This window comes from Oscillatoria salina IIICB1 (assembly GCF_020144665.1).
In the GTDB taxonomy this organism is placed as follows: Bacteria; Cyanobacteriota; Cyanobacteriia; order Cyanobacteriales; family SIO1D9; genus IIICB1.
In genome coordinates, this window is sequence record NZ_JAAHBQ010000014.1 from 25,881 (window position 1) to 47,426 (window position 21,546).

The 21,546-nt window shown below is 43.1% G+C and carries 10 protein-coding genes; 7 read left to right on the forward strand and 3 right to left on the reverse strand.

Going from position 1 to position 21,546, the window contains the following annotated elements; translation table 11 throughout:
- Positions 1-72: 72 nt before the first annotated feature.
- Positions 73-312, forward strand: coding sequence for a 2Fe-2S iron-sulfur cluster-binding protein (locus tag G3T18_RS05355; protein ID WP_224409504.1), 240 nt, complete (start codon positions 73-75; stop codon positions 310-312).
- Between the two features lie 33 nt (positions 313-345).
- Here the strand turns inward: G3T18_RS05355 and G3T18_RS05360 are convergent, their stop codons facing one another.
- Entirely contained in the window at positions 346-741 is a 396-nt protein-coding gene (locus G3T18_RS05360) for an alpha/beta fold hydrolase (protein ID WP_224409505.1), read from the reverse strand.
- Positions 742-1,246: 505 nt separating this feature from the next.
- Between G3T18_RS05360 and G3T18_RS05365 the strand changes: the two genes are divergently transcribed.
- Positions 1,247-2,020: an RNA-guided endonuclease InsQ/TnpB family protein gene (locus G3T18_RS05365; protein WP_318013935.1), complete on the forward strand. Its 774-nt coding sequence runs from the start codon at positions 1,247-1,249 to the stop codon at positions 2,018-2,020.
- 228 nt (positions 2,021-2,248) lie between these two features.
- Here the strand turns inward: G3T18_RS05365 and G3T18_RS05370 are convergent, their stop codons facing one another.
- Both G3T18_RS05370 and G3T18_RS05375 read right to left on the reverse strand, forming a co-directional pair.
- Positions 2,249-2,725 (reverse strand): alpha/beta fold hydrolase, encoded by a 477-nt coding sequence (locus G3T18_RS05370; RefSeq protein WP_318013933.1) that lies wholly within the window; start codon positions 2,723-2,725, stop codon positions 2,249-2,251.
- Positions 2,726-2,821: 96 nt separating this feature from the next.
- Complete coding sequence (locus G3T18_RS05375) at positions 2,822-5,092, reverse strand: ATP-binding cassette domain-containing protein (protein ID WP_224409507.1); 2,271 nt, start codon at positions 5,090-5,092, stop codon at positions 2,822-2,824.
- 590 nt (positions 5,093-5,682) lie between these two features.
- Between G3T18_RS05375 and G3T18_RS05380 the strand changes: the two genes are divergently transcribed.
- The 5 genes from G3T18_RS05380 to G3T18_RS05400 all read left to right on the forward strand — a co-directional run bounded on the left by G3T18_RS05380 (position 5,683) and on the right by G3T18_RS05400 (position 21,512).
- Positions 5,683-6,231 (forward strand): EF-hand domain-containing protein, encoded by a 549-nt coding sequence (locus tag G3T18_RS05380; RefSeq protein WP_224409508.1) that lies wholly within the window; start codon positions 5,683-5,685, stop codon positions 6,229-6,231.
- A gap of 196 nt (positions 6,232-6,427) precedes the next feature.
- Complete coding sequence (locus G3T18_RS05385; protein WP_224409509.1) at positions 6,428-7,261, forward strand: SAM-dependent methyltransferase; 834 nt, start codon at positions 6,428-6,430, stop codon at positions 7,259-7,261.
- Between the two features lie 66 nt (positions 7,262-7,327).
- On the forward strand, positions 7,328-15,973 hold the full coding sequence (locus tag G3T18_RS05390) for a non-ribosomal peptide synthetase (RefSeq protein WP_224409510.1): 8,646 nt from the start codon (positions 7,328-7,330) through the stop codon (positions 15,971-15,973).
- A 2-nt stretch (positions 15,974-15,975) separates the two neighbouring features.
- Positions 15,976-20,421: a non-ribosomal peptide synthetase gene (locus G3T18_RS05395; protein WP_224409511.1), complete on the forward strand. Its 4,446-nt coding sequence runs from the start codon at positions 15,976-15,978 to the stop codon at positions 20,419-20,421.
- Between the two features lie 44 nt (positions 20,422-20,465).
- Positions 20,466-21,512 carry a hypothetical protein gene (locus G3T18_RS05400; RefSeq protein WP_224409512.1) on the forward strand — a complete coding sequence of 349 codons (1,047 nt, stop codon included), beginning with the start codon at positions 20,466-20,468 and terminating at the stop codon, positions 21,510-21,512.
- The last annotated feature ends 34 nt before the right edge of the window (positions 21,513-21,546 follow it).

Below are 21,546 nucleotides of genomic sequence, written 5' to 3' on the forward strand. Positions count from 1 at the left end.
TTGATAAGGTGATAAGGTGAAAACCTCCTCTCCCAGTTCCAATCGCCGCAAAAGCTACAATAAAAAGAAAAAATGACTATCCAAATTCACTTTTTACCAGACGATATCACTGTTTCCGCAGAAGTTGGAGAACCAATGCTTCAAGTAGCACAAAGAGCCGGAATTTTTATCCCTACAGGCTGTCTGATGGGTTCGTGTCATGCTTGTGAAGTCGAGTTAGACGGTAAAACACCGATCTGTGCTTGTATTACTGTTGTCCCCGCCGGAAAAAAGGAACTGACAATTAATCTTTATTCCGATCCGATTTGGTAACAGTTATTAGCTTAACTTAAACAAGAAGCCAAATTAAAAAAGGCGATCGCGCAAGAACTGCTCGACAGTGATATTAAAAGCCTGGGGTTGTACCAAAAATGCCCAATGATTGCCGGGAACTCGAACAATTTGCAATTGTTTGAGATAAGTTCTATAAGGTTTCAATTGCCATTCGGTGCGATTGAGTCCTTCTTCTGGTTGAATGAAGAGAGTAGGAATCTCCACAGCTTCAGTCAGCCCAGCCACATCCATAACATCGGCAAAAATACTATCTCTGGCTGCAACTCCAAACTTACTTCCCCAGCGTCCATCTTCTTTCTGTTCGATACTAGCTTGAAAAACCTCTTCCTGGAGAAGACTCCAACCGCGATCCTGTTTTAAGCAACGGGCATTATTTTCAGCTTCTTCATAACTATCATACGCTTTCATGGTTTGGAGAAAGGGGTTGTTACTGTAACTAAATATCTGGACAAAGCTACCCATCATTAGACTTTTTTGGTAGCTTTTCTCTTGCCATACGCTCTATTACGTCACTGAGGCTATTAGCACCTAACATAGAATTGTTTTCCTGCTAGCCATTGAATAGCAGTATTTGTCAAAGTCACGCGTGAATCTACGTTTTGACTCATTATAGATTTTTTTACCAGCCATGTTGACAACCTCTATCTAACTCATATAGGATACGAGTGTTACACATTTGAGAGGTCGAGTCAAATGCAATTAGTTGACAAACATATAATTAATAAACAGCACAAGTTTTGGAAAGAATGCGATTATCTAGCCTTGCAGTCTAAGCATCTTTACAACTCTGCTAATTATGTTCAGCGCCAATATTTCTTGGAAACTAAGAAATACTACAACTCTATCGACATCTACCATCAAACAAAGAATCTAGAGGCAAGCTCGATATTTACCTACTAAGGTTAGTAAACAAATTGTCAGGAGAGTTTCTGAAGCTTGGAAGGGTTGGTTAGCAGCATTGAAGGATTGGTCTAAACATCCAGATAAGTATCTAGGTAAGCCTAAAATACCTAAATACAAGCACAAAGAACGAGGGAGAAATGTTGTCATTTATCCAGGAGATGCCTTATCAAAACCGGCTTTAGCTAAAGGGATTATTAAGCTTTCTCAGACAGAGATTGAGTTCAAAACTAATGTTAAAAATGTGAACCAAGTCAGGATTGTTCCCAAACTTGACCATTATGTTATTGAAGTTGTTTACACAGTAGATAATGTTGTTAAATCAGACGGCAAATATGTTGCTGGGGTAGACCTTGGTTTAAACAATTTAATGGCTATAACATCTAATCATCCCGGTATTAGACCGCTTTTGATTAATGGTAGACCATTGAAAAGCATTAACCAATTCTTTAACAAAAGAATGGCTAAAGCGCAATCAATCGAAGCTTGGAGACAAATCAAACAGCTAAATAGTAAACGTGATAGAAGGATTGATAACTACCTTCATACCGTAAGTCGTAGAGTTATTGATTGGTGTCAAATCAATAAAATTGGTCAGTTGATTATTGGCAACAATCAAGGCTGGAAACAAAATCTCAATATTGGAAAAAAGAACAATCAAGAATTTGCCAAAATTCCCCACGCGAAACTGATTAGCTTGTTAACTTACAAAGCACAATTAGTCGGTATTGAAGTAGTTTTAACTGAAGAAAGCGATCGCGAGCATTTCAAGTGCTGTAGACGGTGATAAATTGCCTGTATTCAATGCCCCATCAGAAATTAAACCTGTTTTTAGTGGCAAACGTATCAAGCGTGGTCTATACAAAACTGCTACTGGCAGAATAATCAATGCTGACACCAATGGCAGTTTGAATATAGCTCGTAAAGTAATCCCAAACTTTATGGATGGGATAGAGGGATTGCCGTTTATCCCTGTAGTCTTAGAACTTTGGACTAAGACTACAAACATAGATGTCTAGCATTGACTATCTTTGGGTAGCTTTGTCCAGATATTTATGAGCGGTAAAACGCGATACAGCAGAGGAAAAGTTAGTTTGAAAATGGGTGGAATTTTGCCAATAAAAAATGGATCGACTAAAATCAGACTGCGAAACCGTTTCGGATTCTGGGTTGCCCAAATCGCCGCAACTTTAGCACTCCAGGAATGTCCGAGAATGTGAGCATTTTCCCATCCTAAAGCAGCCATGAGATTTTCGAGGTCACCAATGATATCTTGGCTGGTATAACCTGAACTGGGTTTGCTAGTTTCACCATGACCTCGTAAATCAGGCGCAACGATCTGATAATCTTCAACCAGATGAGCGGCTAAACTTTGCCAGACTAAAGCATGATCTGCAAGTCCATGTAAGAGCAGTAAGGGTTCTTTTCCACTGTGCGATTCGAGATAAGATAGTTCTAAGTTTGGCAATCTTTCGGTTTTACGGTTGAGCATCGAGACTAAAGAGAAAAAAATTAACCGATTGGACTGATAATTTTCCTGACGCCTTCCATCCCTAAAAAACCTCAAGCAGGAAATGCTTGAATTCACTCAAAGGCGAGAGGACTGTCGAACATAAGCTTTAAGATATTGCCCTGTAAACGATCGCTCTACCTTAGCAATAGCTTCAGGCGTTCCTTCTGCAATTATTTCTCCACCTTTATTTCCTCCTTCAGGACCGAGATCGATAATCCAATCAGCGCTTTTAATTACGTCTAAATTATGCTCGATCGTCACCACTGTATTCCCAGCATCAACCAGCTTGTTAATAATCTTAATTAGTCTTTGAATATCAGCCATGTGCAGACCTGTTGTTGGTTCGTCCATAATATAAATATTGCCATGATTGTCCAATTCGCTAACAATCTTAATTCGCTGTGCTTCTCCCCCAGAAAGCGTGCTTAAACTTTGCCCCAATTGGAGATAGTCTAATCCGACTTCTACCAAAAGCTTTAGCCGACGTTTAATTGAGCTATCTTCAAAGAAATTGATAGCTTCTCCAACCGTCATTTTTAAGACTTGAGAAATATTTTTGCCTTTATATTTCAGCTTAAGTATTTCTGGCTGATAACGCTCGCCCTCACAGACCGGACAAATCATAGTGACACTTTCTAGAAAGTGCATCTCAACTTCTAACACCCCCAAACCTTTACACCGGGGACAAGCTCCCTTAGAGTTAAAGCTAAATAAACTCGCCTCCTGACCTGTTGCCGAAGCAAACTTGTTTCGGATAATATCAAATACTTTCGTATAAGTAGCTGGATTAGAACGATTAGAACGACCCACTGGTGATTGGTCAATTCTAATAGCTTTGGGATACTTTTGGGCTAATACCTCATCGATCAGTGTACTTTTTCCCGAACCTGCTACTCCAGTTACACAAACAAACACTTTTGTCGGTATCCTAACAGAAACATTTTTTAAATTGTGAAGATTAGCATTATTAATTTCTAAAAATTCACTTGTTTTTCTTCTAGTCGATGTACTCTTAGATTGCTCAACAAGACATTTTCCAGTGATTGTCGAGGCTTTTTTTAATTCCTCAACTGTCCCCTGAAAGACAACTTTACCTCCATTTACACCTGCATAAGGTCCCACATCAATAACATAATCAGCACTTTCAATAACAGTAGGATCGTGTTCGACCACCAGAACAGTATTACCTTGGTCGCGTAGCTTACTAAATATATTGAGTAATTTAGAAACATCTCTGGGGTGCAGTCCAATGCTTGGTTCGTCTAAAATATAGATTAAATCTACCAGATTGCAACCTAATTGTTTCGCCATTTTGACCCGTTGCGATTCACCACCAGACAGCGTTGCTGTTGTTCGATTTAGGGATAAATAGCCAACACCAATATCAATCAAATATTTCAGGCGATCTTGCATAGGTCGAACGATATGATTGACTACTTCTCCAGACAAAGAATCTAAAAATGACTGAAGTTCAGTAAGTTCTATTTTACATAACTGGGCAATATTTTTATCCTTAACTTTGACCGATAAAGCTTTTTGATTGAGTCGCGCGCCCTGACAAGTTTGACAAGGAACTTTTTTCAGAAAAGATAGTTTATTCTTTTTCTTTTTATCTGCGCTATCGGCATCTTTTTTATTCAAATAACGTCTTTTTAAGCTAGTGATAATTCCTTCAAAACTAATTTTATAGAGCCGATTTAATTCGTGTTCTTCAAGATGAGTTTTTTCCGAATATAGCAGTTGATTTAATTGGTCAGGTGTAAACTCCTTTAAGGGTTTTTCCATATCAAAAAGATTAGTTTCCGCAATCAGCCTAGTCAGCAATCCACCAACTTTATAATCTGGATGTCCGATCGCACCTTCGGCTAAAGATTTATTCCAATCGATCAGGGCATTTTCGTCAACCACAATCTCTTTTCCCAGTCCTTGACATTGAGGACACATTCCTTCTGGACTATTGAAAGAAAACAAAGCTGATTCCCCAATTAGAGGTTCTCCAACTCGGGAAAATAATAACCTCAAATAAGTATAAATTTCGGTAATTGTACCGACAGTAGATCGACTTCCACCACTAAGACGTTTCTGATCGATAATAATGGCAACAGAAAGATTTTTTATTTCATCAACATCTGGCTTGCCTATTTTCGGTAGGCGGCTACGAGCATAGGAACTGAAAGTTTCTAGTAATTGGCGTTGGGCTTCGGCATAAATTGTATCAAAAACTAGCGATGATTTTCCCGAACCAGACATTCCTGTAAAAACTACTACCTTATACTTAGGAATTTCTAGACTAACATCCTTGAGATTGTGTTCTCTAGCTCCGATAATTACGATTTTCTCTTCCATCACAAGCTGACCTTCTTTCTCAGGTTTCCTATCTTATATTAGCCCAACCTGAATAGGATATAAGCTATTGTTCGTTTAAACTCATAATTCTAGACGATGTTTAAATAAAAATCACCAACCTAATGATAGATTGTTTGAGCATTAATCCTCTCATTGATTCATGCTCCCTTCCCTCAAGCTTGTTTCGGTCAAAGAATCATAACAAATGTACTATTAACCACTGATTTACCAGTTACTTAATTTTAATCGATCCGTAATTAGACATTGTGCTAGAATTCTATGTCGGCTTGCAATTTTTGGGGAATAATTCAGGTATTAAGCATTGTTAAAATTTTGCATTTAAACTGTTTTCGAGTTAAAATCGATTGCATAGTATCAAAGACCAGTTTTAGCTCTCTATTAGTAGTACGCAAGTTGACTTTGTTACTGCAATCTATAAAATGCTCAAACTGTCTTTGATTACTACATTCGAGGAAATTTTTTCAAGCCCTAATTTCCCAATCAAAAATAGAGGAATGGGTCAGAAAAAAAATATTCTCTAGTCAGTTTGTTCTCTTTCCGCAGTCTTTTAGTTTATTGAGGTCAGAAATATGGCGTTAACCGAATTACAACAAAAAAAGCTCAAAAAAATGTTTGATGCTTATGACTACGATTCCAGCAAAGCTTTGACAAAATCAGACTTTGATGCAGTTATAGATCATTTATCCAAGCAACTTGGTTATTCCAAGGGAAGCCAAGATTATCAAAAAGTCGAATCTCAATTTTCAGGTTTTTGGAGCAGTTTGCACAAAGAAGCTGATTTAAATGAAGATGCGAATGTAACCCTAGAAGAATGGCTTGCTTATTTTGATAAGCAGTTGAATGATGCAAATTTCAAATCAACAGGACTTTCTTCAGGTGTTGACGTAATTTTTAGCTCCCTGGATAAAGATGGTAGCGGCTCAATTTCCGTGGAAGAGTATACAGCTATGCTAACAGCTTGGAAAGTTAGTGAGTCTGAAGCAAATGCGATTTTTTCTAAATTAGACATTAATGGGGACGGCTCTTTAAGTAAAGAAGAGATGAAAGAACTTTACAATCAGTTCTATTACAGTGATGACCCCGAAGCTCCTGGAAATTACGTGCATGGGCTAGTTTAAGAGTCCGCGAAAATAGTCTTGTCGTTTAGTTTTTTTGCTTATTTTGGTAGGAAAAGTTATGCCATTTTGGGGTAGTTGTCATTCCATCCAATCCCCAAAAAGATTGGCTGTTTTTTTGATCAAGAAAAAATTGCATAATTGATACTTTTCCTACCATTTTATTTGATGTTAGTTAAATAAAAATATTCAGCAAAATATGAGTCAGAAAGATCGTATCGATTTAATAAATATTTATGAGAAACCGATCGAAAAAGAGTGGTGGATGGAAGATGGTGGCTTCTTTGGTCGTCGTTATATAGAGGGCGATAACTCTTTAGATGGCTATCTTTCAATACCACAAAATCTTAACGAGAGGTCTCAGTGTGAAATTGAAGGTGTAATTAGGCTTCTCGATCTCCAACCAAAGCAAAGTATTCTTGACATCCCCTGTGGTTATGGAAGGCATTCCCTAGGGCTTGCTCGTCAGGGTTTAAGAGTCGTAGGCGTCGATATTAATACTCAGGAACTGGAAATTGCTGAAAAACATTCCCAAGGACTGACGAATGTCCAATTCATCAAGCAGGATATGCGCTTGTTGAACTACGATCAAGAGTTTGATGCTGTCGTCAATCTTTTTTTCTCGTTTGGCTTTTTCCAATCTGAAGAGGAAAACTTTCAAGTTCTGAGGAATTTTTATCAAGCCTTAAAACCAGGTGGGAAATTTTTAATGCACACCGATGTGAATATCCCTCGTGTTTTAAGCGGTCAATATAAACTTGCAGAAATCCGCTCTCTTCAAAACGGAAAAAAACTGGAAATAATTGAAAGCTATGACCGAGTTAGTAAACGAATTAACGGTCAATGGATATTTATAAATGAGGATGGGACAAAAGAAGAAACAAGTCCTTATTCGGTAAGAGTCTATTCATTTGCGGAATTTTCCGATCTCTGTCAGCAAGCAGGCTTTCAAGTAATTAGTGGATATGGAGATTGGATGGGTTCGCCATTAAGCGATCGCTCAGAAGATATGATTGTTATCGCGGAAAAGTAAGTATTTTTTCTTAATCCTCAAAAAAAAAGCCCAAAATTCTTGGTTTTATTGAAGTCCTGAAATCGAATGCACTATAAAGCTCCTGTAATTAAAGCCGAAACTCTTGTCAATCTTCTTCGTCGTCGGGCTATTGAACAACCTCAACAACTAGCCTATACATTCTTAACCGATCGCTTGAGTGAAGAAGCAAACATAAGTTACGGAGAACTCGATCGATATGCTCGTGCGATTGGAGCTAAACTGCAATCTCTCGACCTGAGAGGAAATCGTGCATTGCTTTTATACTATCCAGGAATAGATTATATAGCGGGATTGTGGGGATGCCTGTATGCAGGTGTAGTAGCAGTAACGGTATATCCACCAAAATTTTCTCGCTCCAATCGTAAGCGATCGCGACTTGAAACCATTCAAACGATTGCTCTCGATGCTCAACCAGCGATCGGCTTAACTACCTCAACCCTTTTAGGACGTGCCGAAGAATTCATCGCCCAGTCATCTTGCTTAGAAGCTTTCCCTTGGATATGTAGTGACGAGCTGCCAAGGGAAGCAGCATCTAATTGGCAGATGCCTTCCCTAGACACCAACAGTTTAGCATTCCTTCAATATACATCCGGCTCAACGACCACACCAAAAGGGGTAATGCTCTCTCATGGCAATCTCTTGCATAATTTGTCCTTAATTCGCCACAACTTTAGGCTAACTCCAGCAAGTCGAGGCGTGATTTGGTTGCCCCCATATCACGATATGGGATTGATTGGCGGCATTCTCGAACCAATTTTCGTCGGTTTTCCAGTCACGCTGATGTCGCCGATGACTTTTTTACAGCGTCCTTTAAATTGGTTGCAGACCATCTCCCAAAAGAGTGCTACTTGTAGTGGCGGTCCAAATTTCGCTTATGAGCTTTGCTTGCAAAAGATTACTCATCAGGAGAAAAAAAACCTTGATTTGAGTTGTTGGGATGTCGCTTTTTGCGGTGCCGAACCAATTCGCCCGCAAACGGTAGAAAGATTTATCGCGGCATTTGCCGCTTGTGGTTTTCGTCAGGAAGCTTTTTATCCTTGTTATGGGCTAGCTGAAGCAACCTTGTTGGCTTCAGGGGCGCAGAAAGCTCAGTATCCGACGATTAAATCTTTTCAAAAAAAGGAACTCGAACGCGATCGCGTTATTGAAGTCGGAACTCACGACGAAGAGAGTAAAAAGGTAGTTGGGTGCGGTCAAGCGGTACCCAGTCAGAAAATAGCGATTGTCAACCCACAAACTTTGCAGGTTTGTGAGTCTAACCAAGTTGGTGAAATTTGGCTATCAGGAGCTAGCGTAGCGCAAGGCTATTGGAATCAGGAAGAGAATACCCAACAGACTTTCTTTTCCTCTTTACCAGACAGCACTCACGAAGCTTATTTACGCACTGGAGACCTGGGATTTTTACATCAAGGAGAACTGTTTGTCACCGGTCGATTAAAAGACTCGATCGCGATCGCCGGACGCAACTATTATCCCCAGGATCTTGAACTAACCGTCGAGCAAAGCCATTCGGCTTTGAAGATGGGAGGATGTGCAGTTTTCTCTGTAGAAGTAGATCGCGCCGACTCAGAAAAAATTGTTATTGTTCAAGAAGTCAAGCGCTCTGTCGGTCACGATCGTTGGGAGGAAATAAAGAGTGCGATTCGCCAGTCAATTGCCGATCGCCATAGCTTACAAGTTTATGCTGTAGTCTTGATTAAGTTCGGGAGTCTTCCCAAAACTGCTAGTGGCAAAATTCAACGTCATACTTGCAAAGCCAAATTTTTAACCAATCATTTGCAGGTTATTGCCACCAGCATTCATAACACTGAGAGTATATTAGTTCCGGAAAACTCATTATCGCGCCAAGAACTTGGGAAAGTACCAGTCAAGCGCAGAGAGGATGTATTAATTGAATATCTTCAAGAGCAAATAGGAGGTATGGTAGGGGTTTCACCTCTTAGTTTAGACCCACTACAACCATTAGGTGGGTTAAGCCTAGATTCATTAATCTTGGTAGAAATCAAGCATCGTATTGAAGCTCAATTGGAAGTGAATCTTTCCCTGGCAACTCTTTTTGAGTCCAACATCACTCAATTAGCAGACGAGATTCAGCAAAAGATTGTTAAACAAGAAGCGATCGCGCCCAAATATTTTCCTAAAATTCAGAAATCCGATGAGAAATATGCCCTGGCTTACGGACAAAAGGCACTCTGTTTTTTGGATTCATTAACTTCATCCGCCGAACCTTCGCCCTACAACATTGCTCGTGCTGTCCGCATTCGAGGTGAATTGAATATTAGCGACTTGCAACAGGCTTGGCAAAAATTAATCGAGCGCCATTCTGCACTACGCACAACCTTTCCTTCAGAGCCAGAGGGACAAGTCCAGCGAATCCATGCACAGATAAATCTCGACTTTGATGACGAGAAATTATCAACAGATGATTTTCGCACTCTTGACCAACGTTTACAGCAAGAAGCTAATCGTCCGTTCAATTTAGCACAGGGACCGCTTTGGCGGGTTAGAGTATTCTCGCGATCGCCCCAGGAACATATCCTGCTACTAGTTTTGCATCACGCGATCGCTGATTTTTGGTCCTTAGCAGTGCTGGTAGAAGAGCTGAATATTTTCTATACTGCTATCCGAGAAGGTACACCTGCCTTTTTGCCGAGTTGTGGGCAATATTTTAATTACACGCAATGGCAGAACGAACTGTTAGCCACCGAGCGCGGCGATCGCCAGTGGGCTTACTGGCAAAAACAGATGTCCGGAACGCTGCCTATTCTCAATCTTCCCACCGACAGACCCCGACCGCCCGTTCAGACATATCAAGGCTCCACAGAGAAATTTACCCTGAATTCCGAGTTGAGTTGCCGCCTCAAACAATTAGCTCAAGATAATCAAGTTACGCTTTCTACACTGCTGCTCGCAGCTTTCCAAGTGCTATTATCTCGACTGAGCGAACAAGAAGATATTATTATCGGTTCTCCTGTAGCTGGAAGAAGCCAGCATCAGCTTGCCAACATTGTCGGATACTTAGTTAATACAGTACCCCTGAGAGCAGATTTATCAGGGAATCCATCTTTTTTAACACTTCTGAAGCGAACCCAATCAACAGTAGTTTCCGCTCTCGAACATCAAGATTATCCTTTCTCATTACTCGTAGAACGCTTACAACCAAATCGCAGTGCCGAGCGATCGCCAATTTTTCAGGTAATGTTCGTGTGGCAAAAGGCACATCGATTAGACCACGAGGGTTTGACAGCTTTGGCTCTGGGTCATCCGGGAAAACCGATCGATCTAGGCAAATTGGTGGTTGAGGCGGTCGATTTCGAGCCAAAAACCAGTCAACTCGACATGACACTTTTCCTCGGAGAAATCGAGCAACAGCTAGTAGGGACTTGGGAATACAATACAGACTTATTTGAGGCTGCCACCATTCGCCGGACGATCGCTGGTTTTCAAACATTACTCGAAAGTATTGCCGAGCAGCCAGCGCAGCCGATCGCCAACTTACCATTATTAACCAACTCAGATCGCCAAAAACTGCTAGAGGAATGGAATCAAACAGGAAAAGATTATCCCCAAGATATCTGCCTGCATCAACTGTTTGAAGCACAAGTTGAGCAAACCCCCGAAGCGATCGCCCTCGTCTTTGGCGAGCGAAATTTAACCTCTAGCGAGCTAAACCATCGGGCGAACCAATTAGCTCATTACCTGCGATCGCGAGGAGTAAAACCCGATACCTTAGTTGGCGTATATCTAGAGCGCTCCATAGATCTAGTCGTCGCACTCCTCGGCATTCTCAAAGCAGGGGGAGCCTATTTACCATTAAATACCAGAGAACCCGCCCAAAGGTTAGCTTATATGTTGGCAGATGCGAGAGTAAACCTCCTGCTAACTCAAAAAACACTCCGCGAACAAATTCCTGAAACCCAAGCCCAGATTATTTGCTTAGATACAGATTCGAGCGCGATCGCCTCAGAAAGCGAAGCCAACCCTCTCAATATTACATTGCCCGATTGTTTAGCCTATGTGATTTACACTTCCGGGTCTACGGGCAAACCCAAAGCCGCGATGAATACTCATCAAGGAATTAGCAACCGCTTATTCTGGATGCAGCAAACCTACCCCATCGATTGTACAGATCGGATTCTCCAAAAAACCCCAATTAGCTTTGATGTCTCCGTCTGGGAAATTTTTTGGCCGCTAATGACCGGAGCGCGCCTAATTCTAGCCAAACCAGGCGGTCATCAAGACAGCACCTATTTAAGCAACTTAATTGCCCAACAGCAAATCACCACCATCCATTTTGTGCCCTCCATGCTGCGAGTTTTTCTCGAACAAGAAAATCTCGAAAACAACTCTCAGAGCTTAAAGCGAGTAATTTGTAGCGGAGAAGCCCTAACCCAGAAACTCACCACACGCTTCTTTGAGCGTCTCAACTGCTCCTTAGAAAATCTTTACGGACCCACAGAAGCCGCAATAGACGTTACCTTCTGGCACTGTCAACCCCAGAACCAATCAAACATAATCCCCATCGGACGAGCGATCGCCAACACCCAGATTTACATCCTCGATCGGCATTTACAACCCGTTCCCATCGGTGTTTTTGGCGAAATCCACCTTGGCGGTATAGGACTAGCGCGAGGATACCTCAATCATCCCGAATTAACCGCCACCAAATTTATTCCCAACCCCTTCAAAACCAATTCTCGCCTTTATCAAACCGGAGACTTAGGACGCTTCCTACCCGACGGTGCGATCGAGTTTGGAGGGCGCATCGATCGCCAAGTCAAAATACGCGGTTTCCGAATAGAATTAGTCGAAATTGAAGCTGCACTCAGCCAACACCCTACAGTAAAAGAAGCCGTCGTCTTAGGACGAGAAGATTTACCCGACGAGCGGCGGCTCGTCGCTTATCTCGTGCTTCGCAACCAACAAACTCCCACAATCAGCGAACTACGTCAGTTTTTGCAAAGCAAATTGCCCAATTATATGCTCCCTGTCGCCTTTGTCTTCCGAGAAGCTTTGCCTTTACTGTCCAATGGGAAAATTAACTACCGCGCACTCTCCATCCCAGACAAGCTTCATCCGGAACGAGAACCAGGCTTTGTCCCCCCCCAAAATCCCGAAGCCGAATCCTTAGCTAATATTTGGGCAGAAGTATTAGGGCTGGAAGAAATTGGCATTCATGACAACTTTTTTGAACTCGGAGGGGACTCGATTCGCAGCATCCAAGTCTGTACCCTAGCGCAAAAAATCGGTCTGAAACTTTCTGTCGAACAACTTTTTCAACATCAAACCATTCACGAATTAGCAGGACAAATCGGTGTCATCGAGTCGAAGACAGTATCTGTTCCTCAAACAGCAAACTTTAGCCTGATTTCCGAGCAAGATCGTTTAAAACTGCCAGAAAATATCGAAGATGCCTATCCCCTGACTCTCCTACAAGCAGGCACGATCTTCCACAGCGAATATAATCCAGAAAGCCCCGTATACCACGATATCTTTACCTATCATCTGAAAATTCCTTTTCAGCGCAACTTCTTCAGTAGTGCGATCGCGCAACTACTCGCTCGTCACGAAGTGCTGCGAACTTCATTCGAGGTAACAGGTTTTCAAGAACCCTTACAACTAGTGCATCAAACAGTCAAAGTTCCCTTATCGATAGAAGATTTGCGCCATCTCTCATCCGAACAACAAGAAGAAATCTTAGCCTCTTGGATAGAAGCAGAAAAAAAACATCGGTTCAACTGGAACTGTCCCCCACTCTTGCGCTTCCAGGTTCACCACCGCACTGATGAGACATTTCAACTCACATTAAGCTTTCACCACGCCATTCTAGATGGATGGAGTATCGCTTCCCTACTCACAGAATTATTTCAGCACTACTTTTCCTTATTGAACCAGGAAAGTTATGCGATTCCATCCTTACCTGCAACCAAATTTCGGGACTTCGTCAGCTACGAACAACAAATTCTGCAAAGTACAGAACACCGTCAATACTGGCTTGAGAAACTGAGCGAACCAACGATTACCAGGCTCCCCCGTCTTGCCAAACCATCCCCAGAAGTTGAATTACCGCAGCATCAAATCCAAGAAGTTTCACTCTCACCTGAAGTATCCGAGGGCTTAAAACGCCTAGCGCGAAAGGCAGGCGTTCCTCTCAAAAGCGTTCTCTTAGCAGCACACTTACGAGTATTAAGTTTCCTCAGCGATCGCGCAGATATTATCGCTGGCTTAGTTACTCATAGCCGACCCGAACAAATTGATGCCGAAAGAGTATTAGGGCTATTTCTCAATACCTTACCATTTCGCTTACAGTTACTTGGAGGCACTTGGATAGATTTAGTCAGAGAAACCTTTAAAGTTGAGCGAGAATTACTCAAGTTCCGACAATATCCTTTAGCTGAGATCCAGAGACTCTCAGGTGGACTTCCTCTGTTCGAGACCTTATTCAACTTTAACCACTTTCACATTTATCGAGAAGTATTTAGTAGCGAAGGGAAAGAATTTTGGGGAGGTAAGTTTTTTGAAGAAACGAACTTTACCTTCGTCGCCAACTTTGGACAAGATCCCTTCTCATCCCAAATACAACTGTCTCTTAACTATGATGCGAATCAGTTAACGCAAGCGCAGGTAAACCAGTTTGGCGCTTACTATGCCAAAACTTTAGCAATAATGGCAACCAGACCCTTAGAGCGTTATGAAGATCGTTGTTTGCTCTCCGCATCAGAAGAAAAACAATTACTGAGAGAGTGGAATAATACCCAGGTTAACTTCTCCCCCGAACAAGACGTTCAGCAATTAATTGAGTTACAAGTCGAGAAAACACCCGATGCTATTGCAGCTACCTTTGAAAGCCAACAACTGACTTACCAACAGTTGAATCAACAGTCAAACCAGTTAGCGCATTATTTGCGATCGCTAGGAGTTAAAGCAGAAACTCCCGTTGGCATTTGCGTCGAGAGATCCCTCGATTTGCTCGTCGGAGTACTCGCCATCCTCAAAGCTGGAGGAGTCTACGTACCGTTCGCTCCGGCTCACCCATCCCCACGTATTGCCTTCATGCTTGAAGAAGTCAAGCCCTTGGTACTACTAACTCAGCAGCACCACAAAGGTTTAGCAGCAAACTCCCAAACAACTGTCTATTTAGACTTAGATAAATCCGAAATCGCCGCACAACCCGACACCAACCTGACACGGGTTTCTACCCCCGACAATCTCGCTTATATCCTCTACACTTCCGGTTCCACAGGCGTACCGAAAGGGGTAATGGTAACGCGCAGATCGCTGGTAAATTTCTTACATTCCCTGTCTAGAGAATCTGGTATGACCGCAGATGAGGTGCTTCTGGCAGTCACAACACTTTCGTTCGATATTGCAGCTCTGGAATTATATTTACCCCTGATTCTCGGCGGCTCTGTAGCGATCGCCTCACAAGAGCAAATCAGCAACGGACAGCTTTTAAAACAGAAACTCAGTGAAGTAGGCGCAACCGCAATGCAAGCAACTCCAGTTACCTGGCGCTTGCTAATTGAAGCAGGTTGGCAAGGACAAGCCGGGTTCAAGGTATTTTGTGGCGGAGAAGCCTTAGACGAGAAACTAGCACAGCGTTTAATGGCTAATGGCGCATCAGTCTGGAATCTCTACGGACCAACTGAAACCACAATTTGGTCTTGTTTGCAACAACTAAAACCCACAGACTCAGTAACGATCGGACATCCGATTTGCAACACCAGAGTGTACGTTCTCGATCGCCACTTACAACCCGTTCCAGTAGGGGTTCCTGGGGAACTTTATCTAGGTGGAGCAGGTGTAGCTCGCGGTTATCTCGATCGTCCTACCCTCACGGCAGAACGGTTTATCCCCGATCCCTTTAGTTCTTCCCCAGGTACGCGCTTGTATCGCACTGGTGATTTAGTACGTTACTGTCCCGACGGCAGACTTGAATTTCTAAATCGGCTGGATCGCCAGATTAAGCTTCGTGGATTTCGCATCGAACCCGGAGAGATTGAGGCAACTCTAGAAAAACATCCCCAAGTACGCAAGGCTGTAGTTTTAGCCGCTCGCGCTGAAGAAAAACTGGTAGCTTATCTCGTGCTAGATTTGGCTGCCGAAGAGAACTTTGTGCCTCAGACATCCTCCCAGGAAAAGGATTCACAAACGAAGACTTTACTCAACGAACTGCGGACTGACCTCCGTCAGCAGTTACCCCACTACATGATTCCCTCCACCCTAGTCTCGATCGCGACTTTACCCCTAACCCCTAACGGCAAAATCGATCGGCAAGCACTTGCCGCGATCGATACCCCACAACCGACAAGCGATCGAACTTATGTAGCACCACGTACCCCAACAGAAGAACAAATCGCTCGTATTTGCGCCGATTTACTGAAGTGTGAAGCCCTAGGCGTGTATGACAACTTCTTCGATTTTGGCGGTCACTCCTTGTTAGTGGCACGCCTAATTGCTGAAGTTAGCGATCTTTTCCAAGTTCATTTACCAATGCGTGAAATTTTCCTTGATGCAACCGTGGCTAACTTGGCAGCAGTAGTTGAAAAATCGCGGGAAACGGCTGAGTTAACCAAAAAAAATGATGAGGAGCGTTTGCAAACATCCCTAGCAAATATTTCCGAGGAACAGTTAGACTTTCTACTCAGCGAAGCACTACTTTTACAAGAATTAGAAAAAGGAAAAGAATAAAAATGAGTTTAAAAGACCTCTCCGAGTTGTCTGTAGAAGAGAAACGGAAATTTCTCACACAGTTTTTACAAAAAGCACAAAGCACAGGTACTTCTAATCTGTCCTTTGAGCAACTGCGACTTTGGGCGATCGCTCAGTTAGATCCCACTGTACCAGCTCATAGCTTTGCCGCCTTAAAACTATATGGCTCGTTGCAGATAGAAATCCTTCAGCGCAGTCTTTCTCAAGTAATACAGCGTCACGAGTTACTGCGAACCACTTTAATCGAGTTGGAAGGTCAACCGCTAAAAGTCGTCACTCCAACTCAATCGCTTCAGTTATCCGTCATAGACTTGAGCGAGATTTCTCAAGAGGAGCAAGCTAGCAAAATTCAGGAAATTGCCCAAGCAGATGTACAACAACCTTTTGCTCTGAATCAAAAACCTTTGTTTCGGGTCACTGTGGTGCGACTTAGGGCAGCAGAATCGTTACTATTGGTGACAATGCACCAGATTGTGGCAGATTCCAGTTCGGTCGAGATTTTTGTGCGCGAGCTAATCGCTTTATACGACGCTTTTGTGAATAACTTGTCACTTCCCTTACCGAAAGTGAAATCCCCATTCGGCGATTTCGTAACTTGGGAAAAAAAGTGGTTACAAACACAACCAGCAAAGGAACAGCTTGATTATTGGCGCACCCAGCTTGCGGGGCTGAGTGGCTTGAAACTAGCTATTGCTCGCTCTCAACCTACAGGGAAGACTTATCGTAGTGAAGTTCGTTGTTGCAAGTTACCCAGCGATTTAGTCAACCAACTTGAAGCGCTAGGGAAGCAAGAGGATGTAACTTTGTTCGTGACTTTGTTAACGGCATTTCAAGTCTTATTAGCACGTTATTGCCAACAAGAAGATATTGCTTTAGGGACTTTAGTTTCTCATCGGGTGCGTTCCCAATGGCAAGATGCGATCGGACCTTTGACAAATACATTAGTTTTGCGCACGGATTTATCGGGTAATCCTTCTTTAAAAACACTCTGGCAACGAGTACGTCAAGTTTGTGTAGAAGCTTACGCTCATCAAGATTTTCCCTTTGCGAAACTGGTTGAAATTCTCCAGTTACAACAACGTCTGAACGAGTTTGCGCTCATCATGTTCCAGTTTCAAGAGCGCTCTGTGGATGATTTGGGAGAGTTGTCGTCTTTGAGTGTAACGCCCCTGGATCTACCAATCAAGACCACACTTTTTGACCTAACGCTTTCAGCTATAACCACAGAGGAAGGAATAGATTTGCAAGTCGAGTTCAACACAGATCGATTTGAGTCAGCCTCGATCGAGCGAATGTTGGGACATCTGCAAGTGCTTTTAGAAGCTATGGTTGCCGACTCTAGCCGATGTTGGTCAGAAATTCCCATGATTACAGAGCCAGAGCGTCATCAGTTGCTAGTGGAGTGGAATCAAACCAGTTATGCTTATCCCCAGGTTTTAATTCAGGAACTAATTGAAGCTCAAGTTAAGAGATCGCCCCAGACGGTGGCTGTAGTTTGTGACAATCGACAATTAACCTATTCTCAACTGAACGAACAAGCAAACCAACTAGCACGTTATCTGCGCTCGTTAGGTGTGAGTCAGGAAACTAGAGTGGGAATTTGCCTAGAGCGATCGCCAGATCTGGTAGTGGGATTACTCGCCATTTTCAAAGCAGGTGGTGTTTATGTTCCCCTCGATCGAGACTATCCTCGCCAACGGATTCAATATATGTTGGCAGATAGCCAAGTCCAAATTCTGGTGACGCAACAATCATTTTTAGATATTTTACCGGAGTCAAGTCCCCCTACCGTTTGCCTGGATCGGGATGCGGGCGCGATCGCCCCATTTCCCGCCACCGATTTACTCCCCAACACAACTCCCGATTCTCTGGCTTATATTATTTACACGTCCGGCTCTACCGGAAACCCCAAAGGCGTAACGATCGCCCATCGCAGTGTCGTCAGCGATCTCGGTTGGCGACAGCGCCAATTCCCCCTCACAGAGCGCGATCGCGTCTTACAAAACTTTTCCTATTGCTTCGATCCCTCCATCCCAGCTACATTCTGGCCGCTAACTGTGGGAGCGCAAGTTGTCATTGTTCCTTCCAGCGAACTCTATGACAGTATAATTTTGATGAAGCGGATGGTAGAACACCAGATCTCAGTTTACGCGGCGGCTCCCTCTCTCCAAACAGTGTTATGGGAAGAACCCAATCTTGTCCCCACCAGCCTGCGTTATATCCTCTGCGGCGGCGAACGTTTAAGCGGAGAACTGCAACAGCGCTTCTTCAAATACTTATCCGCAGAAGTCTATAACATTTACGGTCCGACAGAAACCACCGTTGAAGCCACCTTCTGGCGTTGTCCGCGTGTGGACAACCCCCAAGTTGCTCCCATTGGTCGTCCGATTGCCAATCTTCAAATCTACTTACTAGACCACCATTATCAACCTGTTCCCATTGGTGTACCCGGTGAGATTTATATTGGCGGTGTGGGTTTGGCGCGGGGATACCATAACCGCCCCGACTTAACGGCAGAAAGATTTGTTCCTCACCCCTTTAGCTCAGAACCAGGGGCGCGTCTTTACCGCACAGGCGATCTCGGAAAATACCGCGAGGACGGCAGTGTTGAGTTTCTCGGACGTATTGACGATCAAGTAAAAATTCGCGGTTTTCGCATTGAAATCGGCGAAATTGAGGCAGCGATCGATTTACATCCGGCGGTACGCGAAGCAGCCGCGATCGTTGACAAAGATCGCTTTGGTGAACTGAGATTGCTGGGTTATGTTGTTCTCAAAAATACTGCAACTCTCTCGCCAGAAGCACTCCGCTCTTTTTTAAAAGAAAGTCTACCGGACTATACGATCCCCAAATTATGGGTATTCCTTGATGAACTACCACGAACCCCCAATGGCAAAATTAATCGCCAAGCCCTCCCCTCTCCTGAAGTTCGCCAGTTTGAGGACGCGAAAGTAATTACTTCCCCACGAACACCTCTCGAAATTGAGATTGCTCAAGCTTTTGCTACTGTGTTGGGTGTTGAACGTGTGGGGGTGAATGAAAACTTATTTGAGCTTGGTGGTACTTCCTTGATCGTGGCGCGACTGACTTCACGTTTGTCTAACAAATATAATGTTTCCATTCCCCTAGATTATTTTTTCAAAGTCCCTACTGTAGAAGGTGTAGCTCGTGTAATTGAAATGTATCAGCAAGGGGGACTAGAAGGAGCGATCGCTGATAGTACCGCCGCACAACTTGAATCAGAAGCTGTCCTCGATCCGGAGATTACCCCAGCAGGGCTGTCTGTTGCCAACTATTGCGACCCCAATTCGGTTTTGGTAACAGGGGCTACTGGATATCTGGGAGCATTTATAGTTCAACAATTACTCAAAAAAACGAAAGCAGATGTTTATTGCTTGGTACGAGCAGCCAATCCTGAAGAAGGCAAAAGACGACTGGAAAAAACACTACGGTTGTACTTAATTTGGGAAGATTCTTTTCAGACTAGAATTCATCCGGTTATTGGTGACTTAGAGAAACCTTTACTTGGTCTTTCTGCTCAGCAGTTTTTAGATTTAGCGGCGGCTGTTGATACGATTTATCACAGTGGGGCATTAGTAAACTTTATTTATCCTTATTCCCGCTTAAAAGCACCCAACGTTCAAGGAACACAAGAGATTCTGCGCTTAGCCTGTCAGGTCAAACTCAAATCCGTTCACTTTGTCTCGACCCTTGATGTGCTGCTCTCTACCCATGCACCTCGTCCTTTCCTCGAAAATGACCGCGCGCTCCACAATCCCGTTCAAGTCCCTTATGGCTATCCCAGAAGTAAATGGGTCGCTGAAAAAATTGTCACCCTCGCTCGCGATCGCGGCATTCCTGTTTGCATTTATCGAGCGGGACTGATGATGAGTCACAGTGAAACTGGAGCAACCCAAACTAACGACTATTTGTTAGTAGCTTTAAGAGGTTTTATTCCTCTAGGGATCTTACCGGATTATCGGCGGATTATCGATCCAATTCCCGTTGATTATGCGGCTCAAGCTATTGTGCATCTTTCTCGGCAAGAAAGCTCGCTCGGAAAACATTTCCATCTTTGGAATCCTTATCCAGTTCCTTTGAGTAAGTTATATGAGTGGATTGATTCTTTTGGTTATCGACTCAAAATGGTTTCTTTTGAGGAAGCTCGCCAACAAGCGATTAAAGTTGAATCATCCCATCCTTTGTATTCTCTTGTTCCTCTGATTCGCGATGAAGATGAAGAACCTCCCGTCGCCCTCGATCCACAATTTATTGATACCCATCATCCAGAACTAGAATGTCAAAATACGTTAAAGGGGCTTGAAGGAAGTGGTATTGAATGTCCGCCGATGAATGAAAAGTTGATGCACCTTTGTCTTGCTTATTTGGTTGAAATCGGTTTTCTGGAAGCACCGACAAGCAAATGATGCGCTTCGCTCTCTAAGGCTAAAAATAGACGATCGGAAATGTGATGGAACAATACTCAAAGTTATATTTAACAAGACCCGAAAAATTACCTCGTCATCGTGGGGAAATTAGCCAAAACTGTTCTCTGGAAGTACAATCGGCGATCGCCGATTGTACTTATAAGCTACGCTCGTCTAACGATGCTGACGCACTCAGACACATCCGCGAAACGTTCAATTGGATATTGCTTAATTTCCCATCTGTTGTCGCTCGCCATCAAACCGTGACAAAATCGGTCGAACGTAATGAAAAAGATTACTATGTGGAAATCGTCGATAACTATATGGGTGTGGTGCGAGTTGATGGCGATCCTTTTTTTGTCCTACTTCAGAGCATCCTTCAAGCTTACTCGGAGCTACTCGAAGAAGCTCTGAGCGTTGGCACCTCTATTAAAGCCCCCAAGTGGCGCAACCTTCGCCATGCTTTTGAGTCTATCCTGAGTTACCTCGCCCAAGAATCGATCGCTCCCTCTGCCGATCCTTGCCTAACTATTTCTCGGCGCTCGAATCCAGCCGATAACAACTATAATCCATTACGTCGTTGGGTTATCGGCCACCATGTCTTTTATGTCCTGATCCAAAGTTTAATCGTTGCTCTCAATTGCTTCCACGCGGAGATGAGAGCGGAAAACTTTCAGGAAGCAGAAGTGGCGATCGCGATCGCTACTTCTTTGATGTGGGGAGCTGAATCAGCATTGCGTTTTACTGGTGATTTTTCATCGAGTCAATTCCAAGATGTAGTCCGTCCCTCGATGATGCCCCCTAATGCACCATCGGGGCTGAGCGGTCAGTTTTCAATGGATCATTTATATTTAGTCAAGTTGCTGTCAAAATTAAAGCCTATGCTCGCGAATTTAAATCACTCTTTAATGACTCAACATCAGCAGTTTACTAAAGCTTTTGAAGCTACCTATGAAGCACATAAATTTGTTTGCGGTAAATTTGTAGGAATTAACTCGCAAAGTTTGCGGATGAATTCAAGTTCCAAAAAATCAGCCGTAGATGTTTTAAATGATTTAAAATTTTTGCGCCTAAAAAATCTCAAAAATTGAGATAATCATAGTTTAAAAATTACTTTTAATGGAG

Coding starts and splice junctions, on each gene's coding strand:
- G3T18_RS05360 (WP_224409505.1), bottom strand. CDS start 741: ATGAAAGCGTATGATAGTTATGAAGAAGCTGAAAATAATGCCCGTTGC.
- G3T18_RS05355 (WP_224409504.1), top strand. CDS start 73: ATGACTATCCAAATTCACTTTTTACCAGACGATATCACTGTTTCCGCA.
- G3T18_RS05395 (WP_224409511.1), top strand. CDS start 15,976: ATGAGTTTAAAAGACCTCTCCGAGTTGTCTGTAGAAGAGAAACGGAAA.
- G3T18_RS05385 (WP_224409509.1), top strand. CDS start 6,428: ATGAGTCAGAAAGATCGTATCGATTTAATAAATATTTATGAGAAACCG.
- G3T18_RS05375 (WP_224409507.1), bottom strand. CDS start 5,092: ATGGAAGAGAAAATCGTAATTATCGGAGCTAGAGAACACAATCTCAAG.
- G3T18_RS05370 (WP_318013933.1), bottom strand. CDS start 2,725: ATGCTCAACCGTAAAACCGAAAGATTGCCAAACTTAGAACTATCTTAT.
- G3T18_RS05380 (WP_224409508.1), top strand. CDS start 5,683: ATGGCGTTAACCGAATTACAACAAAAAAAGCTCAAAAAAATGTTTGAT.
- G3T18_RS05390 (WP_224409510.1), top strand. CDS start 7,328: ATGCACTATAAAGCTCCTGTAATTAAAGCCGAAACTCTTGTCAATCTT.
- G3T18_RS05400 (WP_224409512.1), top strand. CDS start 20,466: ATGGAACAATACTCAAAGTTATATTTAACAAGACCCGAAAAATTACCT.